This window comes from Peristeroidobacter agariperforans (assembly GCF_004138335.1).
GTDB lineage: Bacteria > Pseudomonadota > Gammaproteobacteria > Steroidobacterales > Steroidobacteraceae > Steroidobacter > Steroidobacter agariperforans.
The window spans coordinates 193,077-213,040 of the sequence record NZ_RYFW01000005.1; the positions used below are offsets into that span (position 1 = coordinate 193,077).

Sequence of the window (19,964 nt, forward strand, 5' to 3'; positions counted from 1 at the left end):
TCTTATTTGGCCACCGGCATCGAAAACTCCGCGCCCTTGCCGATGCTATCCGGCCAGCGCTGCATGATGCTTTTGTAACGAGTGTAGAAGCGGATGCCTTCTTCACCGTAGGAATGATGATCGCCGAACAGCGAGCGCTTCCAGCCGCCGAAGGAGTGCCAGGCCATCGGCACCGGGATCGGCACGTTGATCCCGACCATGCCGGCCTGCACCAGGCGCGAGAAGGTGCGCGCGGCATTGCCATCCGAGGTAAAGCACGCCGCGCCGTTGGCGAATTCGTGCTGATTGATGAGATTCACGGCCGCTGCCAGATCCGGCACGCGCACGACCGAGAGCACCGGGCCGAAGATTTCTTCCTGATAGATCTTCATGCCCGAGGTGACATGATCGAACAACGAGGCGCCGGTGAAGAAGCCAGGGCTGCTCGCGCGCACCTTGTGCGTGCGGCCATCGACGATGAGCTTCGCGCCTTCCTGCTCGCCCTGCGCAATATAGCCTTCCACTTTCTCGCGATGGGCGGCGGTCACGAGCGGGCCCATTTCGCTGTTCGCCTCCATGCCGCTGCCGATCTGCAGCGTCTGCGCCCGCCTGGCGAGCTCACTCACGAGCTTGTCGGCAACCTCGCCCACGGCAACGGCCACGGAGATCGCCATGCATCGCTCGCCGGCGGAGCCATAGGCTGCACCGACCAGCGCGTCGACGGCTTGATCGAGATTGGCGTCGGGCATCACGACCAGATGATTCTTCGCGCCGCCGAGCGCCTGCACGCGTTTGCCGTGCTTTGCGCCCTCCGTATAGATGTATTGCGCGATCGGGGTCGAGCCGACGAACGAAATCGCCGCGACATCGGGATGAGCGAGCAGGGCATCGACCGCGACCTTGTCTCCCTGCACGACGTTGAATACACCGTCCGGTAAGCCGGCCTCGCGTAACAAGTCAGCCACCATGAGGCTCGGCGACGGATCGCGCTCCGAGGGCTTGAGCACGAACGTGTTGCCGCACGCGAGCGCCACCGGATACATCCACATGGGCACCATGATCGGAAAGTTGAAGGGCGTGATGCCGGCAACGACGCCGAGCGGCTGGCGCAGATTCCAATTATCGATGCCGCCGCCAATGTTGTCGGAGTGCTTGCCCGTCAGCAGGTGCGGAATGCCACAGGCGAACTCGACCACCTCGATGCCGCGAGTGACTTCCCCGCGCGCATCGGAGAGCACCTTGCCGTGCTCGCGGGTGATCGCGGCGGCGAGCGCGTCCTGGTTGTGCTCGAGCAGCTCTTTGAACTTGAAGAGGATGCGCGCACGGCGGAGCGGGGCGGTCTCGGCCCAGCCCGGGAACGCGGCCTTCGCGGCAGTGATGGCAGTGTTCACATCCTGCGCGCTCGCCAGGTGCACGCGACCCACGACCTGTCCGGTGGCCGGGTTGAAGACGTCGTTTGCGCGACCCGAGGTCGCGACGACCGCGCGACCACCGATGACATGATGGATTTCGGACGGGGATTGCAGGGCGGCGCTCACGACAACAACCTCTGAAACTGGAGTTTGCGGAACATCTTAAATCGAGCCGCAATACACGGTCCGTAGGATCGCTTGTACTACAAGGGCGCAGGGATTATTGTCCGATCCGGCGCGAGGGATGTGCGTCGCTTCCAACCTTAACTAAGTCAGCGAGTTACGGACCCATCCAAGCCGATTCATGACCGCATCCGACGTCGCCGTTCTGCCCCTTTCCACCGGTTTCGGCCTGAGCGCCGAGCCTTTCACCGATACTTCGGACGAAAGCTTCTTCTTTCCGAGCGACCAGCACCTGCGCGCGCTGGAGTTCATGGGGCATTCGCTGTGGACCAAGGCGCGGCTCGGCGTCGTCACCGCGGACAACGGCTGTGGCAAGAGCCTGCTGATCAAGCGGTTGCTGCAGGATCTGGACGAGCGCGTGAACGTCGCCACGGTCCAGCGCGAGCACATCGGCCCGCGCGAATTCCTGCTGGAGATCCTGCGCCAATTCGGATTCTCGCTCCCCGACGATGACAAGACGGAGCGTCGCCGGCTGCTCGAGCGCTATCTCGCGCACCAGGCCAACGCCGGCCGGCTGTGTCTGCTCATCGTCGAGAACGCGCAAAGCATGCATCCCTTGGTGCTGGAGGAGCTGCGCTGTCTCGCGGCCGTCGAGCACGAAGGCATGCGGGTCCTGAAAATTCTGTTGCTGGGGCAGCCCGCGCTCAATCTGGTGCTCGAATCGCCGCGCATGGCCGAGCTGGTCCAGGGCACGGTGTCCCGGTTCTCGCTCAATCCCTTCACCGAGGATCAGACGGCGGCCTATGTGGCGCATCGCCTGCGCGCCGCCGGTGCGCCGAATCCCGACGCGTTGATGCCGTACACGCTGCTGCCTCAGATCCATGCGTGCAGTCTCGGCATCCCCGCCAACATTAATAAGCTGTGCCAACGGGCGCTGGTTCATGCGCGCGAGGAAGGAGCGGGGCAGGTCACGCATTCGGCGCTGGACAAGGCCATCGAGGATCTGGGCTGGCTGCGTCGCCGGCTGCGGAGGGAAAGCACGGTGCTCGAACAAGTCGCGGCGCTCGCGTCGAGCCCGAGTCAGGCGAAGCTGGTAGTCACCGTGCAGGGCGAGCCGGAGCGCGAGGTGTCGCTGAATTCCGACCGCGTGCTGGTCGGCCGCGGCGAAGAAGCCGACCTGCGCATCGACTCGGTGTTCATTAGTCGCTACCACGCGCTCATCGTGCGCGACGGAAACCGGGATCTGTTGCTCGACCTCGGCAGCACGAACGGCCTGCTGGTGAACTCCCGGCGAATCGTCCGACGCGCGCTGCGGCACCGCGACCTCATTCAGGTCGGACCCGCACGGGTCATGTATATCAACGAACAAGCCAACAATGCGCAGCTCGACCCGACGGAGACGCTGTGCTTTGCCCGGCCGGGCTTTCCAGCCGCTGCCGGCGAGGAGGAGGCCAGCACCCTGCTGGCTTTCGGCCGTGGGGAGCCGTCGGCTTAAGGCGTCACCGGGCGCAATCTTCAGGGCACAGCTGCGCTAAAAAATGCCGGCCAGACGGCAGCTTGCGCCATCTTGCAGCTGTCAGTAGAGTGTCGCCCTCCCAAACGCAGTCCCCTCCAGTCCACTGATCCTGTGCCGGTCAGGCAGACGGGAGGGTGTGCGTGCGCGGGATTGGCATCCTCAAGCTAGAAGAGATCAGACAAGTGGAGCGCTGGCGCGTACATAAATTCGGCGGCTCGAGCGTCGCCGATGCGGCTTGCATGGAGCGCGTGGCTCGGATCCTCGAACAGGATCCGCATCCGCGGCTGGGTGTGGTTCTTTCGGCGTGCCGCGGCGTGACCGACGGTCTGCTGAACCTGGTCATTGCCGCCGAGAAGCAGGAAACGACACTGGCCGAGCGCATCGAACAGCTGCGCCATCGTCATCAAGTCATTGCCGACACGTTGCTGCCCGACGGCGCGCGTGTCGAGTACATGGCGAAGCTCGAACAGGATTGCCGCGACATCGCCGGCATTCTGCAGACCGTCCAGCTGATCCGCTCGGCGTCGCAGACCGTTCGCGATCTCATCGCAGGTTACGGCGAGATCTGGTCGACTCGTCTGTTCAGCGCCTATCTGCGTCATCGCGGCCGCCGTCCTGGCAACGTGCACTGGGTCGATGCGCGCGATGTCGTCTCGGTCGAGTGGGGCCCACTCGGTCCCGCCGTCCGCTGGGATATTTCTCAGGCGAACATGGACCGCATCACGCCGTCCGAGCCTGCGACACTGATCATCACCGGCTTCGTCGCGCGCGATCCGAACGGTTTGCAGACGACCCTCGGTCGTAACGGCAGCGACTTCTCCGGATCCATCTTCGGCGCGCTGCTCAACGCCGAAGAAATTCACATCTGGACGGACGTCGATGGTGTGCTCAGCGCTGATCCGCGCCTCGTGCCCGATGCCAAGGTCATCGACTCGCTCTCGTATAACGAAGCGATGGAGCTTGCGTACTTCGGCGCCAAGGTGATCCACCCGCAGACCATGGCGCCGGCGGTCAGCAAAAATATTCCGATCTGGATTCGCAACACCTTCGCGCCCGAGAAGGCCGGCTCGCTGATTTGCGAGAAGCCCACCTCGCAGATCGCGGTGAAGGGCATCACGTGCATCGACAAGATCGCGCTGGTGAACCTGGAAGGCGCCGGCATGATCGGCGTGCCGGGTACCGCGCATCGCCTGTTCGGCGCGCTGCGTGACCACGGCATCTCCGTGATCCTGATCTCCCAGGGCAGCTCGGAACATTCCATCTGCTTCGCGATCCCGCAAGGTGAGGCGGCGCGGGCAGAAGCCGTCGTGCGCCAGGCGTTCGACCGGGAGCTGCGCGAAGGGCAGATTCAAAGCGTCGAAGTCGACGTCGGTTGTAGCATCCTCGCCGTCGTCGGCGATGGCATGGCCGGCTCGCACGGCGTTGCCGCCAAAGTGTTCGGCGCGCTCGGTTCGGCGGGCGTGAGCGTGCGCGCGATCGCGCAGGGCGCTTCGGAAAGAAACATTTCGGCCGTGATCGACGGCAAACACTCATCGCGAGCGCTGCGCTCGGTGCACTCGAGCTTCTATCTCTCCCCCCATACGGTATCGATCGGCCTGATTGGTCCGGGCACCGTCGGCGGTGTGCTGCTCGATCAGATGGCTTCGCAGGTCGAGCGTCTATCGCGCGATCTGAAGCTGGATCTGCGCGTGCGCGGCATCATGAGTTCCAAGCGCATGCATCTGTCGGACGCCGAAGTACCGCTCGCCGGCTGGCGCGATGCGTTCAAGTCGAAGAGCGAGGAGGCGGACCTGACGCGCTTCGCGGAGCACGTGCGCGCCGATCATCTGCCGCACGCGATCATCATCGATTGTTCTTCCAGCTCCGAAGTCGCCGCGCGCTATCCGGCGTGGCTCGCCAGCGGCATCCATATCGTGACGCCGAACAAAAAGGCGAACAGCTCGGAGCTCGAGTTGTACGCGCGGCTGCACGAGGCGCGTCGTCAGGGCAATGCGCACTACTTGTATGAAGCGACCGTCGGCGCGGGCCTGCCCGTGATCCAGACGCTGCGTGATCTGCGCGACACTGGCGATCAGATCTGGCGCATCGAAGGCATTCTCTCCGGCACGCTCGCGTATCTGTTCAACGTGTGGGACGGCTCCGAGCCGTTCTCCTCGGTGGTACGCACCGCGAAGGCGAAGGGTTACACGGAGCCCGATCCGCGCGATGACCTGTCGGGGCTCGACTTCGCCCGCAAGCTCATCATCCTCGGTCGCGAGATGGGGCTGCGTCTGGAGCTGGGCGACGTGCAGCTCGAAGGTCTGGTGCCCGCGGCGCTCACCAAGTGCTCGCCGCAAGAGTTCCTCGATCGTCTGCCCGAGTTCGATGCGCCGATGGCCGAGCGCCTGAAGGCCGCCCGTGGCCGCGATCGCGTGCTGCGTTACGTGGGATCCTTGGATGCCGCCACCGGCAAGGCCTCGGTGGGCCTGGTCGAGTTGGAACGCTCGCACACGTTCGCGAACATCAACCTGACCGACAATGTCGTGCGCTTCCTCACGTCGCGCTACAACCAGAACCCGCTGGTGGTGCAGGGCCCGGGCGCCGGTCCCGAGGTGACCGCGGGCGGTGTGTTCGGCGATCTGTTGCGCGTGTGCGCATACCTTGGAGCACGGCTTTGAGCAGGCAATTGGCAACGGCCTTCGCGCCCGCGAGCATCGGCAACGTCGCGGTCGGCTTCGATGTGCTCGGCCACAGCTTTCAGTCGATCGGCGATCGCGTGACCGCACGTCGCGTTGCAACGCCCGGCGTCACGATCAGCGCGATCACTGGAACGACGGTGGATTTGCCGCGCGACGCCGAAAAGAACACCGCCGGCATGGCGGTCTTGAGCATGGTCCGAGACCTGCAACTGGATTTCGGCTTCGAGCTCACGATCGAGAAGGGCATTCCGCTCGGCTCGGGCCTGGGGGGCTCCGCGGCCTCGGCGGTCGCGGGTGTCGTGGCGGCGAATGCGCTGCTGCCCAAGCCGCTTACGCTGCTGGAGCAGCTGAAGTTCGCGTTGAAAGGTGAGCAGGTGGCAAGCGGCTCGCGCCACGTCGACAACATCGCGCCGTCCTTGTTCGGCGGACTGGTGCTGACAGTGGGTATCGACAATCCGAACGTCAAACAGATTCCGGTGCCGCCGACGGTGCGCTGCGTGCTGGTCCATCCGCACATGGTTCTGAACACGCGCGAGGCGCGCTCGATCCTGAGCAAAACCGTCTCGCTGTCGGATGTGATCTGGCAGACCGCCAACATCTCCGGGTTCATCACCGGCTGTTTCACCGGCGACCTGCAGTTGATTCGTGAGTCGCTCGAGGACGTGATCATCGAGCCGCAGCGACAGGTTTTGATTCCGGGCTTCCAGGCGGTGAAGCAGGGCGCCATGAGCAACGGCGCGCTGGGCTGCTCCATCTCCGGCGCCGGTCCGACGATCTTTGCCTGGTGCGAGCAGCAGCACGCCGAACGCGTCCGCGACGCGATGGTGGCCGGCTTTGCCACCGTGAAGATGGAATGCGATGCGTGGATTTCCACGCTCGACGCCGTGGGTGCGAGAGTAGTGGACTAACGGAACAGAAAGCAGCGGACACACAACGATCTTCCTTTCCGTTCCATGCACTACATAAGCACCAGAGATTCCTCACTTCGGGCTTCGCTGAGCGAAGCCATCGCCCGTGGCATCGCGCCGGATGGCGGCTTGTATGTTCCCGGCGAGTTCCCTCACTTCAACACGCGCCAGTTCGACGGCCTCAACGAGATGCCCGAGATCGGCGAGCGCCTGCTCGCGCCGTTCTTCGAGGGCGATGCGCTCGCGGGCGAGCTCGGCGCGATCTGCCGCGAAGCATTCAACTTCCCAACGCCGCTGGTGACGCTCGATCAGGCGCCGCAGCCGGCGTCGGTGCTCGAGCTGTTCCACGGCCCGACCTGCGCGTTCAAGGATTTTGGCGCGCGCTTCCTGGCCGCGACCATGGAGCGCATCCGTCGCAACGAGCCCAAGAAGCTCACCATCCTGGTCGCAACCTCCGGGGATACGGGAGGCGCGGTCGCGGCGGCGTTCCACGGCAAGCCGTGGGTCGATGTGGTCGTGCTGTATCCAAAGGGGCTCGTGTCCGAGCGCCAGGCGCAGCAGCTGGCCTGCTGGGGCGGCAACGTGCGCACTTTCTCCGTGAACGGCACTTTCGATGAGTGCCAGCGCATGGTGAAGGAGGCGTTCCTCGATCCGGCGCTGAAGGAATCGCATCAGCTCTCGTCCGCGAACAGCATCAACGTCGGCCGCCTGCTGCCGCAGATGGTGTACTACGCCAAGTCGAGCCTGGAGCTGTGGCGCCAGTTGGGGCGCCGGCCGAACTACATCATTCCTACGGGCAACCTCGGCAATGCCATGGCTTGCGTGTGGGCGCGACACGTCGGTTTGCCGATCGGGGAGATCGTGCTTGCGACCAATGCCAATCAAACCATCACCGATTTCCTGCGCTCGGGCGAATGGCAGCCCCGGGCCAGCGTCGCGACCCTCGCCTCGGCGATGGATGTCGGCAATCCGAGCAATATGGAGCGGCTGCGCTCGCTGCACCCCGAATTCGATGAGCTGCAGGGCCAGCTGGGCGCCTCCAGCGTCGATGACATCGAGATCCGGGGCACCTTGCGGCGTGACTCGCACGAGCTCAATCGCATCTGGTGTCCGCACACCGCGACGGCGGCGAAGGTCTATCGGCGCATGTTGTCGCGGGGCGCGCGAGGCCATTGGGTAATCGTGTCGACCGCGCATCCGGCAAAGTTCAATGACATCGTCGAGCCGCAGACCGGGCAGGAGGTGCCCGTGCCGCCGGCGCTAGCGAAATTGCTGTCATTGCCTCGCCAGGAGCAGGAACTCGAACCGTCCCTGTCGGCGTTACGGACGCAGTTGCAACATCCATAACACGCATGCAGCTTCCCGAGCAGATTCCGTTCTGGGCGATTCCCGCCGCGATCGTCGCGGCCGCGGTAGCGCTCGTCGTCTGGATATACCTGTTGGTTCGCGCTTATCGATACCGCAAGGAAATCGACGCGGCGATCGCCAACGTCGCCTACGAGATGTTGAAAAACGTGCTGATCCCGAACGGCAACGGCGGGCAGATCCACGTGCACTACCTGCTGCTGACCCAGCGCGGCCTGCTGGTGGCGGACCTGCTGGATCGCCCCGGCGCGATCTTCGGCGGCGATCAGATGCTGGAGTGGACGGCGATCGGCAAGAAGCAGCGCTACACCTTCGCCAACCCTCAGCACGCGCTGTATGACCGGATGGCGGCGGTCCGGCTGCTGACGGGCGAGGTGCCGGTGGAAGGCCGCCTGCTGTTCACCGTGAAGAGCGACTTCCCGAAGGGCAAGCCGCGCAACGTGTTACGGATCGATGACCTGACGGATGATTTCCCGCCAGTCGACAAGGCCCGAGGAAACATCACGGCGGCGTTCGGCGACGTTTGGGCGAACGTGAAGCGTCACGCCGAGGCCAATCCCATCTCGTGAGAAGGGCGCGTCACGCCCTTCTGTAATGATCCGCCACGACCTGCGCGACGCAGGCTGTTACCTTCTTTCCCGTTTCGATATCCAGAAACTCATTCGGTCCGTGCGCGTTCGACTGCGGGCCGAGCACGCCGGTGACCAGGAACTGCGTCTTCGGGAACTTCACGTTCAGCATGCCCATGAACGGGATCGTGCCGCCGATGCCCATGTACATCGCCTCTTTGCCGCCGAAGAAACTCTTCGAGGCCGATGAGATCGACGCCGCCAGCCACGGCGCAGTGGAGGGCGCGTTCCAGCCTTCGGCGCCCGGATCAGCCTCGTAACGAACCTTCGCGCCATACGGCGGATCCTTCTCCAGCGTTTCTTTGAGCGCCGCGCCGGCCCGCTCGGGATCAACCCCAGGCGGAATGCGGAACGACAGCTTGAACGCCGTATAGGGCCGCAGCACGTTGCCTGCATCCGGCAAGCTCGGAATGCCGTCGACGCCGGTGGTGGAGAGCGTGGGCCGCCAGGTGCTGTTCAACAGCAGCTCGGCGGGATCCTTGTCCATCGGCTGCATGCCTTCGACCATCGGCAGTTTGCGATACACCTCTGTGCCGAGCGCTTTCGCCGCCGCTTGCGCCTGCTGCACGCGATCCTCCGGAATCTTCGCGTACAACGCATCGAGCTTGATCCGGCCCGTGGCTGAGTCCTCGACCCGATCGAGCACCTGCCGGGCGATGCGCATGCTCGAGGCTGCGATGCCGCTCGCCATGCCCGAATGCACGCCCTCGCGCAGCACGTCGACTCGCAAGGTGCCCGTGAGATTGCCGCGCAGGGACGTCGTGCACCAGAACTGATCGTAGTTGCCGCACTCGGCATCCAAACAAACGACGAGTGAGGGGTCGCCGATACGATCGGCCAGCGCGTCGACATACGCAGGCAGGTCGGGGCTGCCGCTTTCTTCGCTGCCCTCGATGAGGATCACGCAGCGCGCATGTGGAATTTTCTGTTCCGCGAGCGCTTTCAATGCGAGCAACGAGCCGAACACCGCGTAGCCGTCATCGGCGCCACCGCGACCATACAAACGACCGTTGCGAATCACGGGCGTCCACGGCGCGAGTCCTTCGGACCAACCGGTGAACTCCGGCTGTTTGTCCATGTGACCGTACATGAGCACGCAATCCTTGCCGTTCTCATCGCCGGTCGCCGGTACGTCGATGAACAGCAGCGGCGTGCGCCCGGGCAGGCGCACGATTTCGGTTTTCATGCCGGGCAGGGCATTGGCTTCGCACCACTGACGCATCAGCTCCGCGGCCGCGTCCATGTGACCGTGTTTTTCCCACTCCTTGTCGAAATGCGGCGACTTGTTGGGAATGCGGATGTACTCGCACAGCGCCGGCACGATGGATTTGTCCCAGACGTCGCCGACGTAGCGCATCAGTTGCTCGGTGTTCATAGCTCTCAATCCTGTTTCAAGCGGCTCAGGCCGTGTGCCAGTCGAACAAGCGTAACGCATTCTCGGTCGTGATCTCGGCCAGCGCTTCGTAACGCTCGCCGCGGGCCTCGGCAATCGTCGCCAAAACATGCGGAAGATACATGGGCTCATTGCGACGGCTGTGCGGCTTGGGCTGCAGATCACGCGGCAACAGGTACGGCGCATCGGTTTCGATCAGCAGACGATCGGCGGGAATGTGCCGGACCACTTCGCGCAAGTGATGCCCACGACGCTCATCGCAAATCCAGCCCGTGATGCCGATGTACAGGTCGAGATCGAGATACGCGCGCGCTTCATCGAGACCCGCCGTGAAGCAATGCGCGACGCCGCCCGTCAGTTGCGCGCGGTGCTTGCCCATGACCCTCATGAAATCTTCGTGAGCATCGCGTTGATGCAGAAAAACCGGCTTGCGGACCTGCGCCGCCAGCTGCAGTTGCGCTTCGAACGCCGCGATCTGCGCCTCGTGCGGTGAGAAGTTGCGAAAGTAATCGAGGCCGCATTCGCCGACCGCGACCACTTCGGGCCGTCGCGCCAACTCGTTGAATGCTTGCAACTGAGCTGAATCCAGGTCCACCGCGTGATGCGGATGAACGCCTGCGGTACAGCGCATCTGCTCGGGATGCTTTTGCACCAGAGCGATGGCGGTGTGCGTGCTGGCGAGCGAGCTGCCCGTGATCAGCATGCGCGTCACGCCCACCTGGCTGGCGCGCTGGACGACCGCATCGCGATCCTGATCGAAGCTGTCGTGCGCCAGATTGATGCCGATGTCCAGCAGCGCGGGGGCGGACGAAGTGGCGGAAAAGCGAGCCGGATCAACCGTCATTTGCAACGTCTGTGTTATCTTCGGAGCCATGAATTGTAGTGCATGGGTCGCTCGGTTACTGCTGCCGGTGTTGCTGGCGGGAACCGTGTCCGCAACCACCGGCTCGACCGCCGAATTCGACGACCTGGTCGCCCGCCTGCAATTTTCCTTCTTCACCGGCGACACTCGCGCGCTCGAAGAAATGGTCGCCGAGCTCGACAGCTTCGAAGTCGATGCGAGCCTCGCCGCGATGAAGTCATATCAGCTCGCTTACGGACAGTGGAAGCTCGCGCAACTCTTGGGCGAGCCGCAGGACGAGCGTGCCGGGACCGCCACCAGATCGAGCTCCAGCAAAGCGGCCAAGAGCTGCGTTCAGCATGCACGCGATGCCATCGAGAAGGATTCGCGCATGGCCGAGATCTATGCCATCGAGGCTGCGTGTGACACGTACGAGCCCGGCTCGATGAAACACGGCTCGGCCTCGTGCATGCGTAGTAAATCCATGCGCACCGCATTGACGCTCGGCGCCGAGAATCCGCGCGTCCTGTTCATCAATGCCTTGTGCGCGCCGGATGCTGAAGGCGACCCTGCGGCGATCGAGCGCTGGCGCGCCGTCGTCGCCAAGTTCGAGGCCGCGCCGCCCTCGCAGCCTGGCAAACCCGATTGGGGTCATGCCGAGGCGCTGACGCGACTGGGTGAAAGTTACTTGAAGCGCGGCGAGATGGTCGCGGCGCGCGATGTGCTGGAAAGAGCGCTGGTGCTTGCGCCAGACTACCGACAGGCGCAAAAGCTGTTGCAGTCCGCGGCCAATCGCCCTCGCTGAGTTCGTTACTGTCGACCCGATTCATGTCCGCACAATTGCAGCTGTTCGAGTCACGAGACTCTTCCGAGCGCTGGACCGTGCGCGTCAGTCGTCGTGCGCGTCGCATGTCGGTGCGTGTGTATCCGGGCGGCCGCGTCGAGGTCGTCGTGCCGCCGGGCGTACCACCCGTCACGGTGCAACGATTCGTCGGCACACACAGCCAATGGATCGCTCGTCGGGTCGAAGATTTGAGCGCGGTCGGAGCACCGATGACCGCGGGCCCGCCGAGCGAGATTCAGGTGCCGGCGATCGGGCGCAGTTTCAAAGTCGACTACCAGCACACCCGCTCGACCTCCATTCGGCCACAGTTGTTCGACGATGGCGTGCTGCGAATTTTCGGCCCGATCCATGACGAGGCGGCGATCGCCACGGCGTTACGCCAGTGGCTGTCCGACTTGGCCTACGATGAGCTCGGCTCGCAGCTCAAAGTCGTCGCGCGCGAGCTCGGATTGAGTTTCAGTCGTATACAAATTCGCCGTCAGCGCACGCGCTGGGGCAGCTGCTCGGCCACCGGCACGATCAGCCTCAATGTCTGCCTGATGTTTCTCGATCCGGCGGTGGTGCGTTACTTGTTCGTGCACGAGCTTTGTCACACGCGCCACATGAATCATTCGCCGCGATTCTGGGCGCTGGTCGAGCACCACGAGCCGGACTATCGCCGCCTGGATCGCGAGCTGCTGAAAGGCTGGCAATCGGTGCCGGCCTGGATGTTCGAATAGCCCCGGCGGGCTTTGTAGGTATACCGAGACGGGGCGGGGTTGACACGGCCGCCTGCCGCGCAGACCCTGCCGTTCATCTGCCACTTTTCCTTGCAACATGTCCAGTTCCGACACGCCCACGCGCCGTCCCGTCGACTTCTCCGATGAACAGGTCCACTGGGACCTCGGCGAATCGCAAAGTTATGGCGAATACCTGGCCTTGAACCAGATTCTCTCCGCGCAACGCCCGGTCTCCTTCGAGCACGATGAGATGCTGTTCATCATCATCCACCAGGCCTCGGAGCTGTGGATGAAGCTGTGCCTGCACGAGCTCACGGCCGCGCGTGAGCACATACGCCGCGATGACTTGGGTCCCTCGTTCAAGATGCTGGCGCGTGTGTCGAAGATTCAGCAGCAGCTGGTGCAGTCGTGGGATGTGCTCGCGACCATGACGCCGGCGGAATACTCGTTGTTTCGCAATCAGCTCGGCCGCTCCTCGGGCTTCCAGTCAGTGCAGTACCGAATGCTCGAGTTCATCATCGGCAACAAGAACGCCGATACTATCGAAGTCCATCGTCGCGATCCGAAAGCGTATGAGGATATGCAGCGGGCGCTGCAGAGCCCGAGCATCTACGATGAAACATTGCGGCTATTGAGCCGGCGCGGGTTCGAGATCCCCGCGGAATATCTGGATCGCGATTGGTCGCAGCCGTATCAGCCGAGCAAGCAGGTCGCGGCGGCCTGGCTGGCGGTTTATCACAGCGTCGAGGACAACTGGGACCTGTATGACCTCGCCGAGAAGCTCGTCGACCTGGACCACAAATTCCAGCTCTGGCGTTTCAGTCACATGAAGACGGTGGAGCGCATCATCGGATACAAGCGCGGCACAGGTGGCACCGGCGGCGTGTCGTATTTGAACAAGGCGCTCGAGCTGCGGTTCTTCCCGGAGCTGTGGACGATTCGCACGTCGATGTGAGGGCGGGGCAGCGCCGCCCTTAGTGAATTCCTAAACACCCTGACACTCGGGCGCCGCCAGCATCGGGCTTTCCTCGCATGCTTGGCGATGCCCTAATCGCGTCGATCGCGCAATCAACCCGCTGCGGTCGAAGGGCGAGTGACGAACATTTCCAATCCTGCCGCGAGCGCCGCGCGGGTTTCTTCAAGCGATCGATCCGTGGCAAGGGCGTTCCAAAGCATTCCGTCGATAAAAGCGGAGATGCTCAACGCGGTTTGTCGTGCATCCATGCGCAGAGCGATTTCACCGCGATCCGCAAAGAGCTGCAGGCGATCGGCGAGCAGTCGAATCGAGGTTTCCAGAAACGGCTTGTAGACATCGTGCAGCTTGCCCGGCCGAGCACTCTCGGCGTGCAAGTTCAAGCGCAGGCGGACCACCGTCGTGATATCGAAACCGAGTTGCTCGCCGACCGAGGAAGCCATCGTCTTGAACTCCAGCCAGGTATCCGGAAGGGAGGCCTCGGTCATGGTTCCGTAGCGAAGAGCGGCAAGGATGATTTCATCTTTGTTGGAGAAGTGGACGTAGAGCGCCCCGGCGCTGAGCTGCGCCTTCTCACAAATGTCCGAGACCGACGAGCGCTCGATGCCTTTTTCAGCGATGCACTCGATGGCGGCCCGGACGATTCTTTCCTGCTGCGCTCCCATATGCGCGGCGTCGCGCTTTGGCATGCCTGTACCTCCCCCGACTGTTGTACCAAATCGCCTTCGCTCAGGCGGCGCTTGACAACAGATAGAAAAAAAACGAACGTGTGTTTTCTTATTATAACACACGGGAGCGGCCGGCAATGACGACGACGACAGGGGTGTTCGGAGCGGTTCTCGCTATGGCTGGCGCGCTGCCTGCCACCACGTTGGCTCAAGTTTCGACGGAAAATTCTGAGCAGGATCAATTCGTTCTGGAGGAAATCCTGGTCACCGCCCAGAAGCGGCAGGAGCGCCTCATCGAAACGCCGCTGTCCGTGACTGTGCTGACGGCGGACGCGCTCGACGATCTGAACGTCCGACAGCTTCGGGATTTTGCGAACACGGTCCCGGCGCTCTCGTATACCTCCGCTGGCGTTGGACAGTCCCAGTTGACATTGCGCGGGGTCACCGCAGGGCACGATATCGGTCCGACCGTGGGCGTATATGTCGATGATGTGCCTTATGGGTCGAGCAGTGCGTTTTCGAACGCGTCCTCGCTCGCACTCGACGTGGGCATCACGGACCTCGAGCGCATCGAGGTCTTGCGTGGGCCGCAAGGCACGCTTTATGGCGCCAGCACGATGGGCGGCCTGCTCAAGTACGTCAGCACCGCGCCGGACCGCACCGAATATCAGAGCGAAGTGCGTGCCGGCGTCTCGACGACCAAGCACGGCGGGGTGAACTATGACGGCGGTGCAACCCTCAACGCCCCCTTTGCGGCCGGCAAGGCGGCATTGCGCGCGAACGGCTTCTACGCTTACGAAGACGGCTACGTCGAGAACGTCAGCATGGACGATGACGGCGTCGGCCGCTCGCGCGTCTATGGCGGCAGGCTCGATATGCTCGTCGCAGCCTCCGACGCGTTGACGGTCCGCTTGGTCGGATTTGCGCAGAACATTCATCGGGACGGCACACCCGTCGTCGATTTCTCTTTGTCGGGCGAGCGCATCGGCGGCGAGTTCGAGCAACGACGTTTGTTTGCAGAGCCGTTCGATCAGCATTTTCGGCTCGCGAGCGGCACGGTGGCTTACGAGGCAGACGTTGCAACACTCACCTCGATCACGAGTTATCAAACTTCGGATGTCAGCTTCCGGCAGGACGCATCGGCCGTGTATGTGCCGGCGCTCGGCGCGTTGGGGCTCGAACTTGGTAGGGTTGCGATCAACCAAGACCGCTCGGTGGACAAGTTCACCCAGGAGATCCGGCTCGGCTCCGAGGGCGAGGCGCCCGTGCAATGGTTGGTCGGTGCGTTCTACACCGATGAGAAAAGCGGCAACGGGCAACTCAGCGAGGAATACGATCCAAGCGGTGCAGTCTTCCCGTTGCATCTGGCCACGGTTTCCATCCCCAGCAGGTACGAAGAGATTGCCGGCTTCGGCAACGTCACCATTCAACTCGGCTCGCGCTTTTCGATATCCGGTGGATTGCGCTATGCCGAAAATCGCCAGCGCTTCGAACAGGACGCTTCGGGCTTGCTCGTGGGCTCGACGCCTGAGACCTCGTCCACGGACGATGTGACTACCTATCTCGCCAATGCCCGATATGAAATCAGTCCGAACGCAAGTGCCTACGTGCGCTATGCGACGGGCTACCGACCCGGTGGGCCCAATTTCGTGGTCCTCGATCCGGGCACGGGCACACCGCTCAATGACGGGACGTTCGAGGCGGACACCCTCGATAGCTACGAGATCGGCCTGAAGGCGAACAGCGCGGATCGAGTTTTTGCGATCGATGCGGCGGCTTATCGGATCGATTGGAGCGATGTCCAAGTCTCTTCGGCCGCCGGCGGCGTTTCCATCATCGACAATGCGGGGCGGGCGCGGATCGATGGTGGTGAGCTGACACTCACGGGCCGCGCGGGCGCAAGCATTACCGCGACCGGTGCATTTGCCTATCAGCGCGCGCGGCTCATCGATCCCAGCGTTGAGTTGGGTGCGGCGGCAGGCGAGCGATTGCCGAACGTGCCGAAGCTCACCGCCGCGCTCAGCGTGGATTATCGCAGCCCTTCTGAGACGGGATGGCAACCGACCGCTGGCGCCACGTTGCGATACGTTGATGATCGAACGGCTTCCTTCAACGGCAGCATCGGATTTCCGCAGTACCGGTTGCCTTCGTACGCGGTCTTGGATTTGCGCTCCGGGATCACGATCGATTCGATTGACCTGAATCTCTATGTCCGTAACGTGCTCGACCGACGCGGCCAGGTGTCGGCAGAGACGTTCCTTTCCGCCTTCGGCGGCCCTGCGCACGTCACGCTGGTTCAACCGCGAACTGTGGGCATCTCCGCGATCGCTCGCTTCTAACACCATCAGATATGGATCGGCAGCGCCGGCGACGCGGGCGAGGCCGATCCCACCGGAGTAATGTCATGAGTTCCTGTGCAATCGTCGATGCCGCCGCGCTCGACGAGCTCTTTGTCCCCTACGATCGCACCGACAGTCCCGGCTTCGCCGTGGGCATTGCCCTGAACGGGATCCCTCGATATCGCCGTGGGTTCGGCATGGCGAACGTTGAACTGCCCGTGGCGTTGTCGCCTGGCATTCGGATGCGGATCGGTTCGACCAGCAAACATTTCTGCGTGCTTGCGGTGATGCTACTGGTCGAGCGAGGCCGCTTGTCGATCCACGACTCTCCGAGAAAATATTTGCCAGAGCTGCCGGCGTGGGCCGATGCGATGACGATCGAGCAGCTCATGAGTCACACCAGCGGGATGCGCGACAGCCTCGATCTCGTATTCCACTCGCATGGCCCGGGAGTCCCGGTCCCCTCGGGCTTTCAGCTGCGCATGCTCAGTGCGCTCGATAGCGTGAACTTCGCACCGGGAACCGACTGGAATTACAACAACGGCGGCTATGTGCTGCTCTCGGAGATCGTCGAGCGCTTGAGCGGACAACCGTTCGGCGCGTACTTGAAAGAGCACGTCTTCGATGCAGTGGGGATGCACGACACCGTGCTTCGTGAGCTCGATACGGATCTGCTCTCGAACAGCGCCACGCTGCACATCGCGAAACCCGGCGGTGGCTACATGCGAGGCATTTTCGGGCCGGCCATCAAAGGCGAGGGCGGTATCGTTTCCACAGTCGATGACATGCTGAAGTGGCTCCGACATATGTCTGCGCCCCTTGTGGGTTCCGCAGCCACGTGGGCAGCGATGCGCACTGCGCTCACTACGCATGGCTACGGGTTGGGATTGGTCATGAGCAAGCATCGAGGGCAGCGCACCGTCCATCACGCAGGTGGAGTGGTTGGGGGCTCCAGCCAGATGATCAAGTTCATCGATCATGAACTCGACATCATCGTGATGACGAACGGGAGCATGGCGGTGGACATGTATCGACTGGTCGATGCGATCGCCGACCGATGCCTGCCTGGCCTGCCGCCTGCGCCTCAGGACGTTCCCGCCGAGCCCGTGACCGGAACGTTCTATTCGCAACGTACTGGCCGGGTGCTGCGCCTGGTCGGCGATGAAGGCCGACAGGCCGTCGTCATTAGCGGTATGACGTTGCCCGCGCTGCGCAGTGAAGGCGCAGCGATCTCGGTACCGATCCTGCCGTCCGACTTGATCATCCGTCCCGTGTTTGCCAGCGAGGCCCCGGTTCAAGCACTGAATATCACCGAGTTTGGACGAGCCGACCGATTGGAGCGCGTCGAACCGCCGGCGTCATACGACAGTATCGTGGGTGAATACTCGAGTGCTGCGGGGTTGACTGCTTCCGTGTTCGTGCAAGCGAACGGGCGGACGCGCATGCGATTGCGCTGTGACTCCGGGCGCGCTGAGTACCAGCTCGATTGCATCGGACCCGGGTTGTGGCAAGCGGCCTCAGCGTCGCTGATGCCGCTCGGAGGAACGCTCGAGGTGAGCAGGGGTGGATTCGAGTTCACGACCGGGCGCACCATCCGTCTTCACTTCGAGCGTGCGCAGTGAGCGCGCAAGGCTTCCCGGAGGCGACAGCCGCGCGCCGCGCCATCATTGTGCTGGCGTGCCTCGGCTTTGTCGCGACCATGGATCTGACACTGACGGCGCTGCTCATCGAGCCCATGAAGCAGGAGATGGCGCTTACTGACATTGACATCGGACTGTTGCAGGGAAGCGCCTTCGGGCTTGCGTTCGGTATCGCCTCGATCCCGATGGGCCGAATGATTGATCGCTATTCCCGTGTGCGCCTGATGACATTCGGCTTGGTGCTGTGGACCTTCGCTATCGTAGGTACAGGTCTGGCGCGAAGTTTCACTGTGCTGGTGATCTGCAGAGTTTTCTTGGGCGTGGTTGCTGCGTTGCTGATTCCGGCCGCGTTGTCATTGATCGCCGACCTGTTTCCAGCGCAGCGGCGCGCCGTCATGACGAGCGTCTTTGCCATGGGTCAGGCGACGGGCCAGGCCTTCGGCATCCTGTTCGGCGGCATCGCATTTGACTGGCTCACTCGCCAGGTCGCAAGCCAGCCCGACGCTCTCGACGGACTTGCACCGTGGCGCGTGCTGTATGTCTCGGCAGGTGCGATTGGCGCATTGCTGCTCATCTTTCTGCTGTCGTTACGCGAGCCTGCTCGTCAGGAGCGTGCATCCGACTCATTGTCTTTCAAAGCCGCCATGCAAGCACTCAGCGAACACAAGAGTTTCCTTGTGCCGCTGCTCATCGCCACCATCGGCGCCACGGTGGTTTTCCAGGCGGCGCACGTCTGGTCAGCGCCTTTGCTGATTCGCAATCACGGACTGAGCCCGGGAGCCTTCGCGGGTTGGTTGAGCGCCATCGTGCTTGGCACCGGCATCCTCGGTGCTCTTGCGGGAGGACAATTGGCTGAGTTGGGACGCAAGCGAGCAGGGCGCGCAGGCGTGCTCGTACCTGCGCTCGTGGCAGCGTTCGCCATCGTGCCTTTGACCATGTATGCGATCGTGTCTGGCGTGGCAACGCTGGCGGTGCTGCTGGCACTGGTGCTTCTGTTCAGCGTCATCATTGCGACGGTATCCGTCGTGGCGATTACGCTCAACGTTCCGAACGAGATTCGCGGATTGGCGCTCGGCGCAAATGTGCTCGCAACGGGCATGTTTGGCGCCACCCTCTCGCCCACACTGGTTGGCTTCGTGAGTAGCGCATTGGGCGGTGAAACGCAGCTAGGAACGGCGGTGACGGCCGTGAGCGCACCTGCTGCTCTTTGCGCGGCACTTTTCTTTTATATATCTATGCGCTCCGCTTCGAGTGACGCCGCACCTGCGCTAAGCAGGGTCTAGCGATGGTTGCGGGACGCTCTTCAAGACGGCTCGCGAGCCGCCACGACCGAAGCGCGTCCAGAGCGCGTCTTCCAGGCTCGCCATCCGAGCAACACCAGCACGATGGCGAGATAGATCAGCGGCTCGGTCGTATCCGCCTTCACCTGCCAGTAGTAGTGCCACACCGCGAGCAGGCAAATCGGATAGATCAGCCGATGCAGCGCTTTCCAGCGCTTGCCCAGCCGTCTCATCATCTTGTTCGTCGAGGTGATCGCGAGCGGTACGAGTAACAGCAGCGCGGTAAAGCCGATCGTGATGAACGGTCGCTCGCCGATGTCCTTGAGGATGCCCGACCAGTAGAAGCCTTGATCGAGAATCAGCCAGGTGAGGAAGTGCATCAGCACGTAGAAGAACGCATACAGCCCTAGCATGCGGCGTAGCTGCACGAGCCACGGCATGTTGAGCCAGTCCCGCACGGGCGTCACCGCGAGCGTGATGCACAGGAAGCGCAATCCCCACTGGCCGAAAGTATCCTGAATCCTTTCCACCGGATTTGCGCCAAGCGAGGCGCCGCCGATGCCAAACGCGGCGAGCACCACCGAGAGCAGGGGCAGCGCGCACGCAACGAAGAGGGCGGGCTTGATGACGCGACGGATGACGACGGTTGAAGGCATC

16 protein-coding genes are annotated in these 19,964 nt (G+C 63.0%); 11 read left to right on the forward strand and 5 right to left on the reverse strand.

Features of this window, described 5'->3' with window-relative positions; translation table 11 throughout:
• Window positions 1-2 precede the first annotated feature (2 nt).
• Entirely contained in the window at window positions 3-1,517 is a 1,515-nt protein-coding gene (locus EK373_RS28640; protein ID WP_129648311.1) for a CoA-acylating methylmalonate-semialdehyde dehydrogenase, read from the reverse strand.
• A gap of 178 nt (window positions 1,518-1,695) precedes the next feature.
• Here EK373_RS28640 and EK373_RS28645 point away from each other — a divergent pair, with 178 nt between their 5' ends.
• From EK373_RS28645 to EK373_RS28665, 5 genes are all read left to right on the forward strand, one after another.
• Window positions 1,696-3,009 carry an AAA family ATPase gene (locus EK373_RS28645; RefSeq protein ID WP_129648313.1) on the forward strand — a complete coding sequence of 438 codons (1,314 nt, stop codon included), beginning with the start codon at window positions 1,696-1,698 and terminating at the stop codon, window positions 3,007-3,009.
• A gap of 161 nt (window positions 3,010-3,170) precedes the next feature.
• A complete protein-coding gene (gene thrA / locus EK373_RS28650) occupies window positions 3,171-5,687 on the forward strand; it encodes a bifunctional aspartate kinase/homoserine dehydrogenase I (RefSeq protein ID WP_198683722.1) in 2,517 nt (838 codons plus the stop codon).
• Window positions 5,684-6,616 (forward strand): homoserine kinase, encoded by a 933-nt coding sequence (locus tag EK373_RS28655; RefSeq protein ID WP_129648315.1) that lies wholly within the window; start codon window positions 5,684-5,686, stop codon window positions 6,614-6,616. The genes thrA and EK373_RS28655 overlap by 4 nt, the downstream gene beginning before the upstream one ends.
• Window positions 6,617-6,661: 45 nt before the next feature.
• Window positions 6,662-7,963: a threonine synthase gene (thrC, locus tag EK373_RS28660; RefSeq protein WP_129648317.1), complete on the forward strand. Its 1,302-nt coding sequence runs from the start codon at window positions 6,662-6,664 to the stop codon at window positions 7,961-7,963.
• 5 nt (window positions 7,964-7,968) lie between these two features.
• The gene (locus EK373_RS28665; RefSeq protein ID WP_129648319.1) at window positions 7,969-8,550 is read left to right on the forward strand and encodes an NERD domain-containing protein; all 582 of its coding nucleotides are present in this window, start codon (window positions 7,969-7,971) and stop codon (window positions 8,548-8,550) included.
• A gap of 10 nt (window positions 8,551-8,560) precedes the next feature.
• On the opposite strand, the gene EK373_RS28670 is transcribed toward EK373_RS28665, so the two are convergent.
• Both EK373_RS28670 and EK373_RS28675 read right to left on the reverse strand, forming a co-directional pair.
• Window positions 8,561-9,985 carry a M20 family metallopeptidase gene (locus tag EK373_RS28670; RefSeq protein WP_129648321.1) on the reverse strand — a complete coding sequence of 475 codons (1,425 nt, stop codon included), beginning with the start codon at window positions 9,983-9,985 and terminating at the stop codon, window positions 8,561-8,563.
• 25 nt (window positions 9,986-10,010) lie between these two features.
• A complete protein-coding gene (locus EK373_RS28675; RefSeq protein ID WP_129648323.1) occupies window positions 10,011-10,847 on the reverse strand; it encodes a TatD family hydrolase in 837 nt (278 codons plus the stop codon).
• 28 nt (window positions 10,848-10,875) lie between these two features.
• Here EK373_RS28675 and EK373_RS28680 point away from each other — a divergent pair, with 28 nt between their 5' ends.
• The 3 genes from EK373_RS28680 (at window position 10,876) to kynA (ending at window position 13,362) form a co-directional block, all read left to right on the forward strand.
• On the forward strand, window positions 10,876-11,649 hold the full coding sequence (locus EK373_RS28680; protein WP_129648324.1) for a tetratricopeptide repeat protein: 774 nt from the start codon (window positions 10,876-10,878) through the stop codon (window positions 11,647-11,649).
• Window positions 11,650-11,672: 23 nt separating this feature from the next.
• Window positions 11,673-12,407, forward strand: a complete 735-nt coding sequence (locus EK373_RS28685) for a M48 family metallopeptidase (protein ID WP_129648326.1) — start codon at window positions 11,673-11,675, stop codon at window positions 12,405-12,407.
• A gap of 97 nt (window positions 12,408-12,504) precedes the next feature.
• The gene (kynA, locus tag EK373_RS28690; protein ID WP_129648328.1) at window positions 12,505-13,362 is read left to right on the forward strand and encodes a tryptophan 2,3-dioxygenase; all 858 of its coding nucleotides are present in this window, start codon (window positions 12,505-12,507) and stop codon (window positions 13,360-13,362) included.
• Window positions 13,363-13,475: 113 nt separating this feature from the next.
• Here the strand turns inward: kynA and EK373_RS28695 are convergent, their stop codons facing one another.
• Window positions 13,476-14,069 carry a TetR/AcrR family transcriptional regulator gene (locus EK373_RS28695; protein WP_129648330.1) on the reverse strand — a complete coding sequence of 198 codons (594 nt, stop codon included), beginning with the start codon at window positions 14,067-14,069 and terminating at the stop codon, window positions 13,476-13,478.
• A gap of 116 nt (window positions 14,070-14,185) precedes the next feature.
• On the opposite strand from EK373_RS28695, the gene EK373_RS28700 reads away from it, so the two are divergent.
• The 3 genes from EK373_RS28700 to EK373_RS28710 all read left to right on the forward strand — a co-directional run bounded on the left by EK373_RS28700 (window position 14,186) and on the right by EK373_RS28710 (window position 19,310).
• Window positions 14,186-16,387, forward strand: coding sequence for a TonB-dependent receptor (locus EK373_RS28700; RefSeq protein ID WP_129648334.1), 2,202 nt, complete (start codon window positions 14,186-14,188; stop codon window positions 16,385-16,387).
• Window positions 16,388-16,452: 65 nt separating this feature from the next.
• Entirely contained in the window at window positions 16,453-18,009 is a 1,557-nt protein-coding gene (locus EK373_RS28705; protein WP_157994586.1) for a serine hydrolase domain-containing protein, read from the forward strand.
• Window positions 18,006-19,310: an MFS transporter gene (locus EK373_RS28710; protein WP_157994587.1), complete on the forward strand. Its 1,305-nt coding sequence runs from the start codon at window positions 18,006-18,008 to the stop codon at window positions 19,308-19,310. Before EK373_RS28705 ends, EK373_RS28710 begins: the two co-directional genes overlap by 4 nt.
• A gap of 20 nt (window positions 19,311-19,330) precedes the next feature.
• Here EK373_RS28710 and EK373_RS28715 read toward each other — a convergent pair whose 3' ends face one another.
• Window positions 19,331-19,963 (reverse strand): protein-methionine-sulfoxide reductase heme-binding subunit MsrQ, encoded by a 633-nt coding sequence (locus EK373_RS28715; protein ID WP_129648341.1) that lies wholly within the window; start codon window positions 19,961-19,963, stop codon window positions 19,331-19,333.
• Between the last annotated feature and the right edge of the window lies 1 nt (window position 19,964).

Excerpts from the sequence above, each read along its gene's own strand:
- EK373_RS28695 (WP_129648330.1), bottom strand. The coding sequence starts at position 14,069 with ATGCCAAAGCGCGACGCCGCGCATATGGGAGCGCAGCAGGAAAGAATC.
- kynA (WP_129648328.1), top strand. The coding sequence starts at position 12,505 with ATGTCCAGTTCCGACACGCCCACGCGCCGTCCCGTCGACTTCTCCGAT.
- EK373_RS28675 (WP_129648323.1), bottom strand. The coding sequence starts at position 10,847 with ATGACGGTTGATCCGGCTCGCTTTTCCGCCACTTCGTCCGCCCCCGCG.
- EK373_RS28715 (WP_129648341.1), bottom strand. The coding sequence starts at position 19,963 with ATGCCTTCAACCGTCGTCATCCGTCGCGTCATCAAGCCCGCCCTCTTC.
- thrC (WP_129648317.1), top strand. The coding sequence starts at position 6,662 with ATGCACTACATAAGCACCAGAGATTCCTCACTTCGGGCTTCGCTGAGC.
- EK373_RS28665 (WP_129648319.1), top strand. The coding sequence starts at position 7,969 with ATGCAGCTTCCCGAGCAGATTCCGTTCTGGGCGATTCCCGCCGCGATC.
- EK373_RS28670 (WP_129648321.1), bottom strand. The coding sequence starts at position 9,985 with ATGAACACCGAGCAACTGATGCGCTACGTCGGCGACGTCTGGGACAAA.
- EK373_RS28705 (WP_157994586.1), top strand. The coding sequence starts at position 16,453 with ATGAGTTCCTGTGCAATCGTCGATGCCGCCGCGCTCGACGAGCTCTTT.
- EK373_RS28700 (WP_129648334.1), top strand. The coding sequence starts at position 14,186 with ATGACGACGACGACAGGGGTGTTCGGAGCGGTTCTCGCTATGGCTGGC.
- EK373_RS28645 (WP_129648313.1), top strand. The coding sequence starts at position 1,696 with ATGACCGCATCCGACGTCGCCGTTCTGCCCCTTTCCACCGGTTTCGGC.
- EK373_RS28680 (WP_129648324.1), top strand. The coding sequence starts at position 10,876 with ATGAATTGTAGTGCATGGGTCGCTCGGTTACTGCTGCCGGTGTTGCTG.
- EK373_RS28685 (WP_129648326.1), top strand. The coding sequence starts at position 11,673 with ATGTCCGCACAATTGCAGCTGTTCGAGTCACGAGACTCTTCCGAGCGC.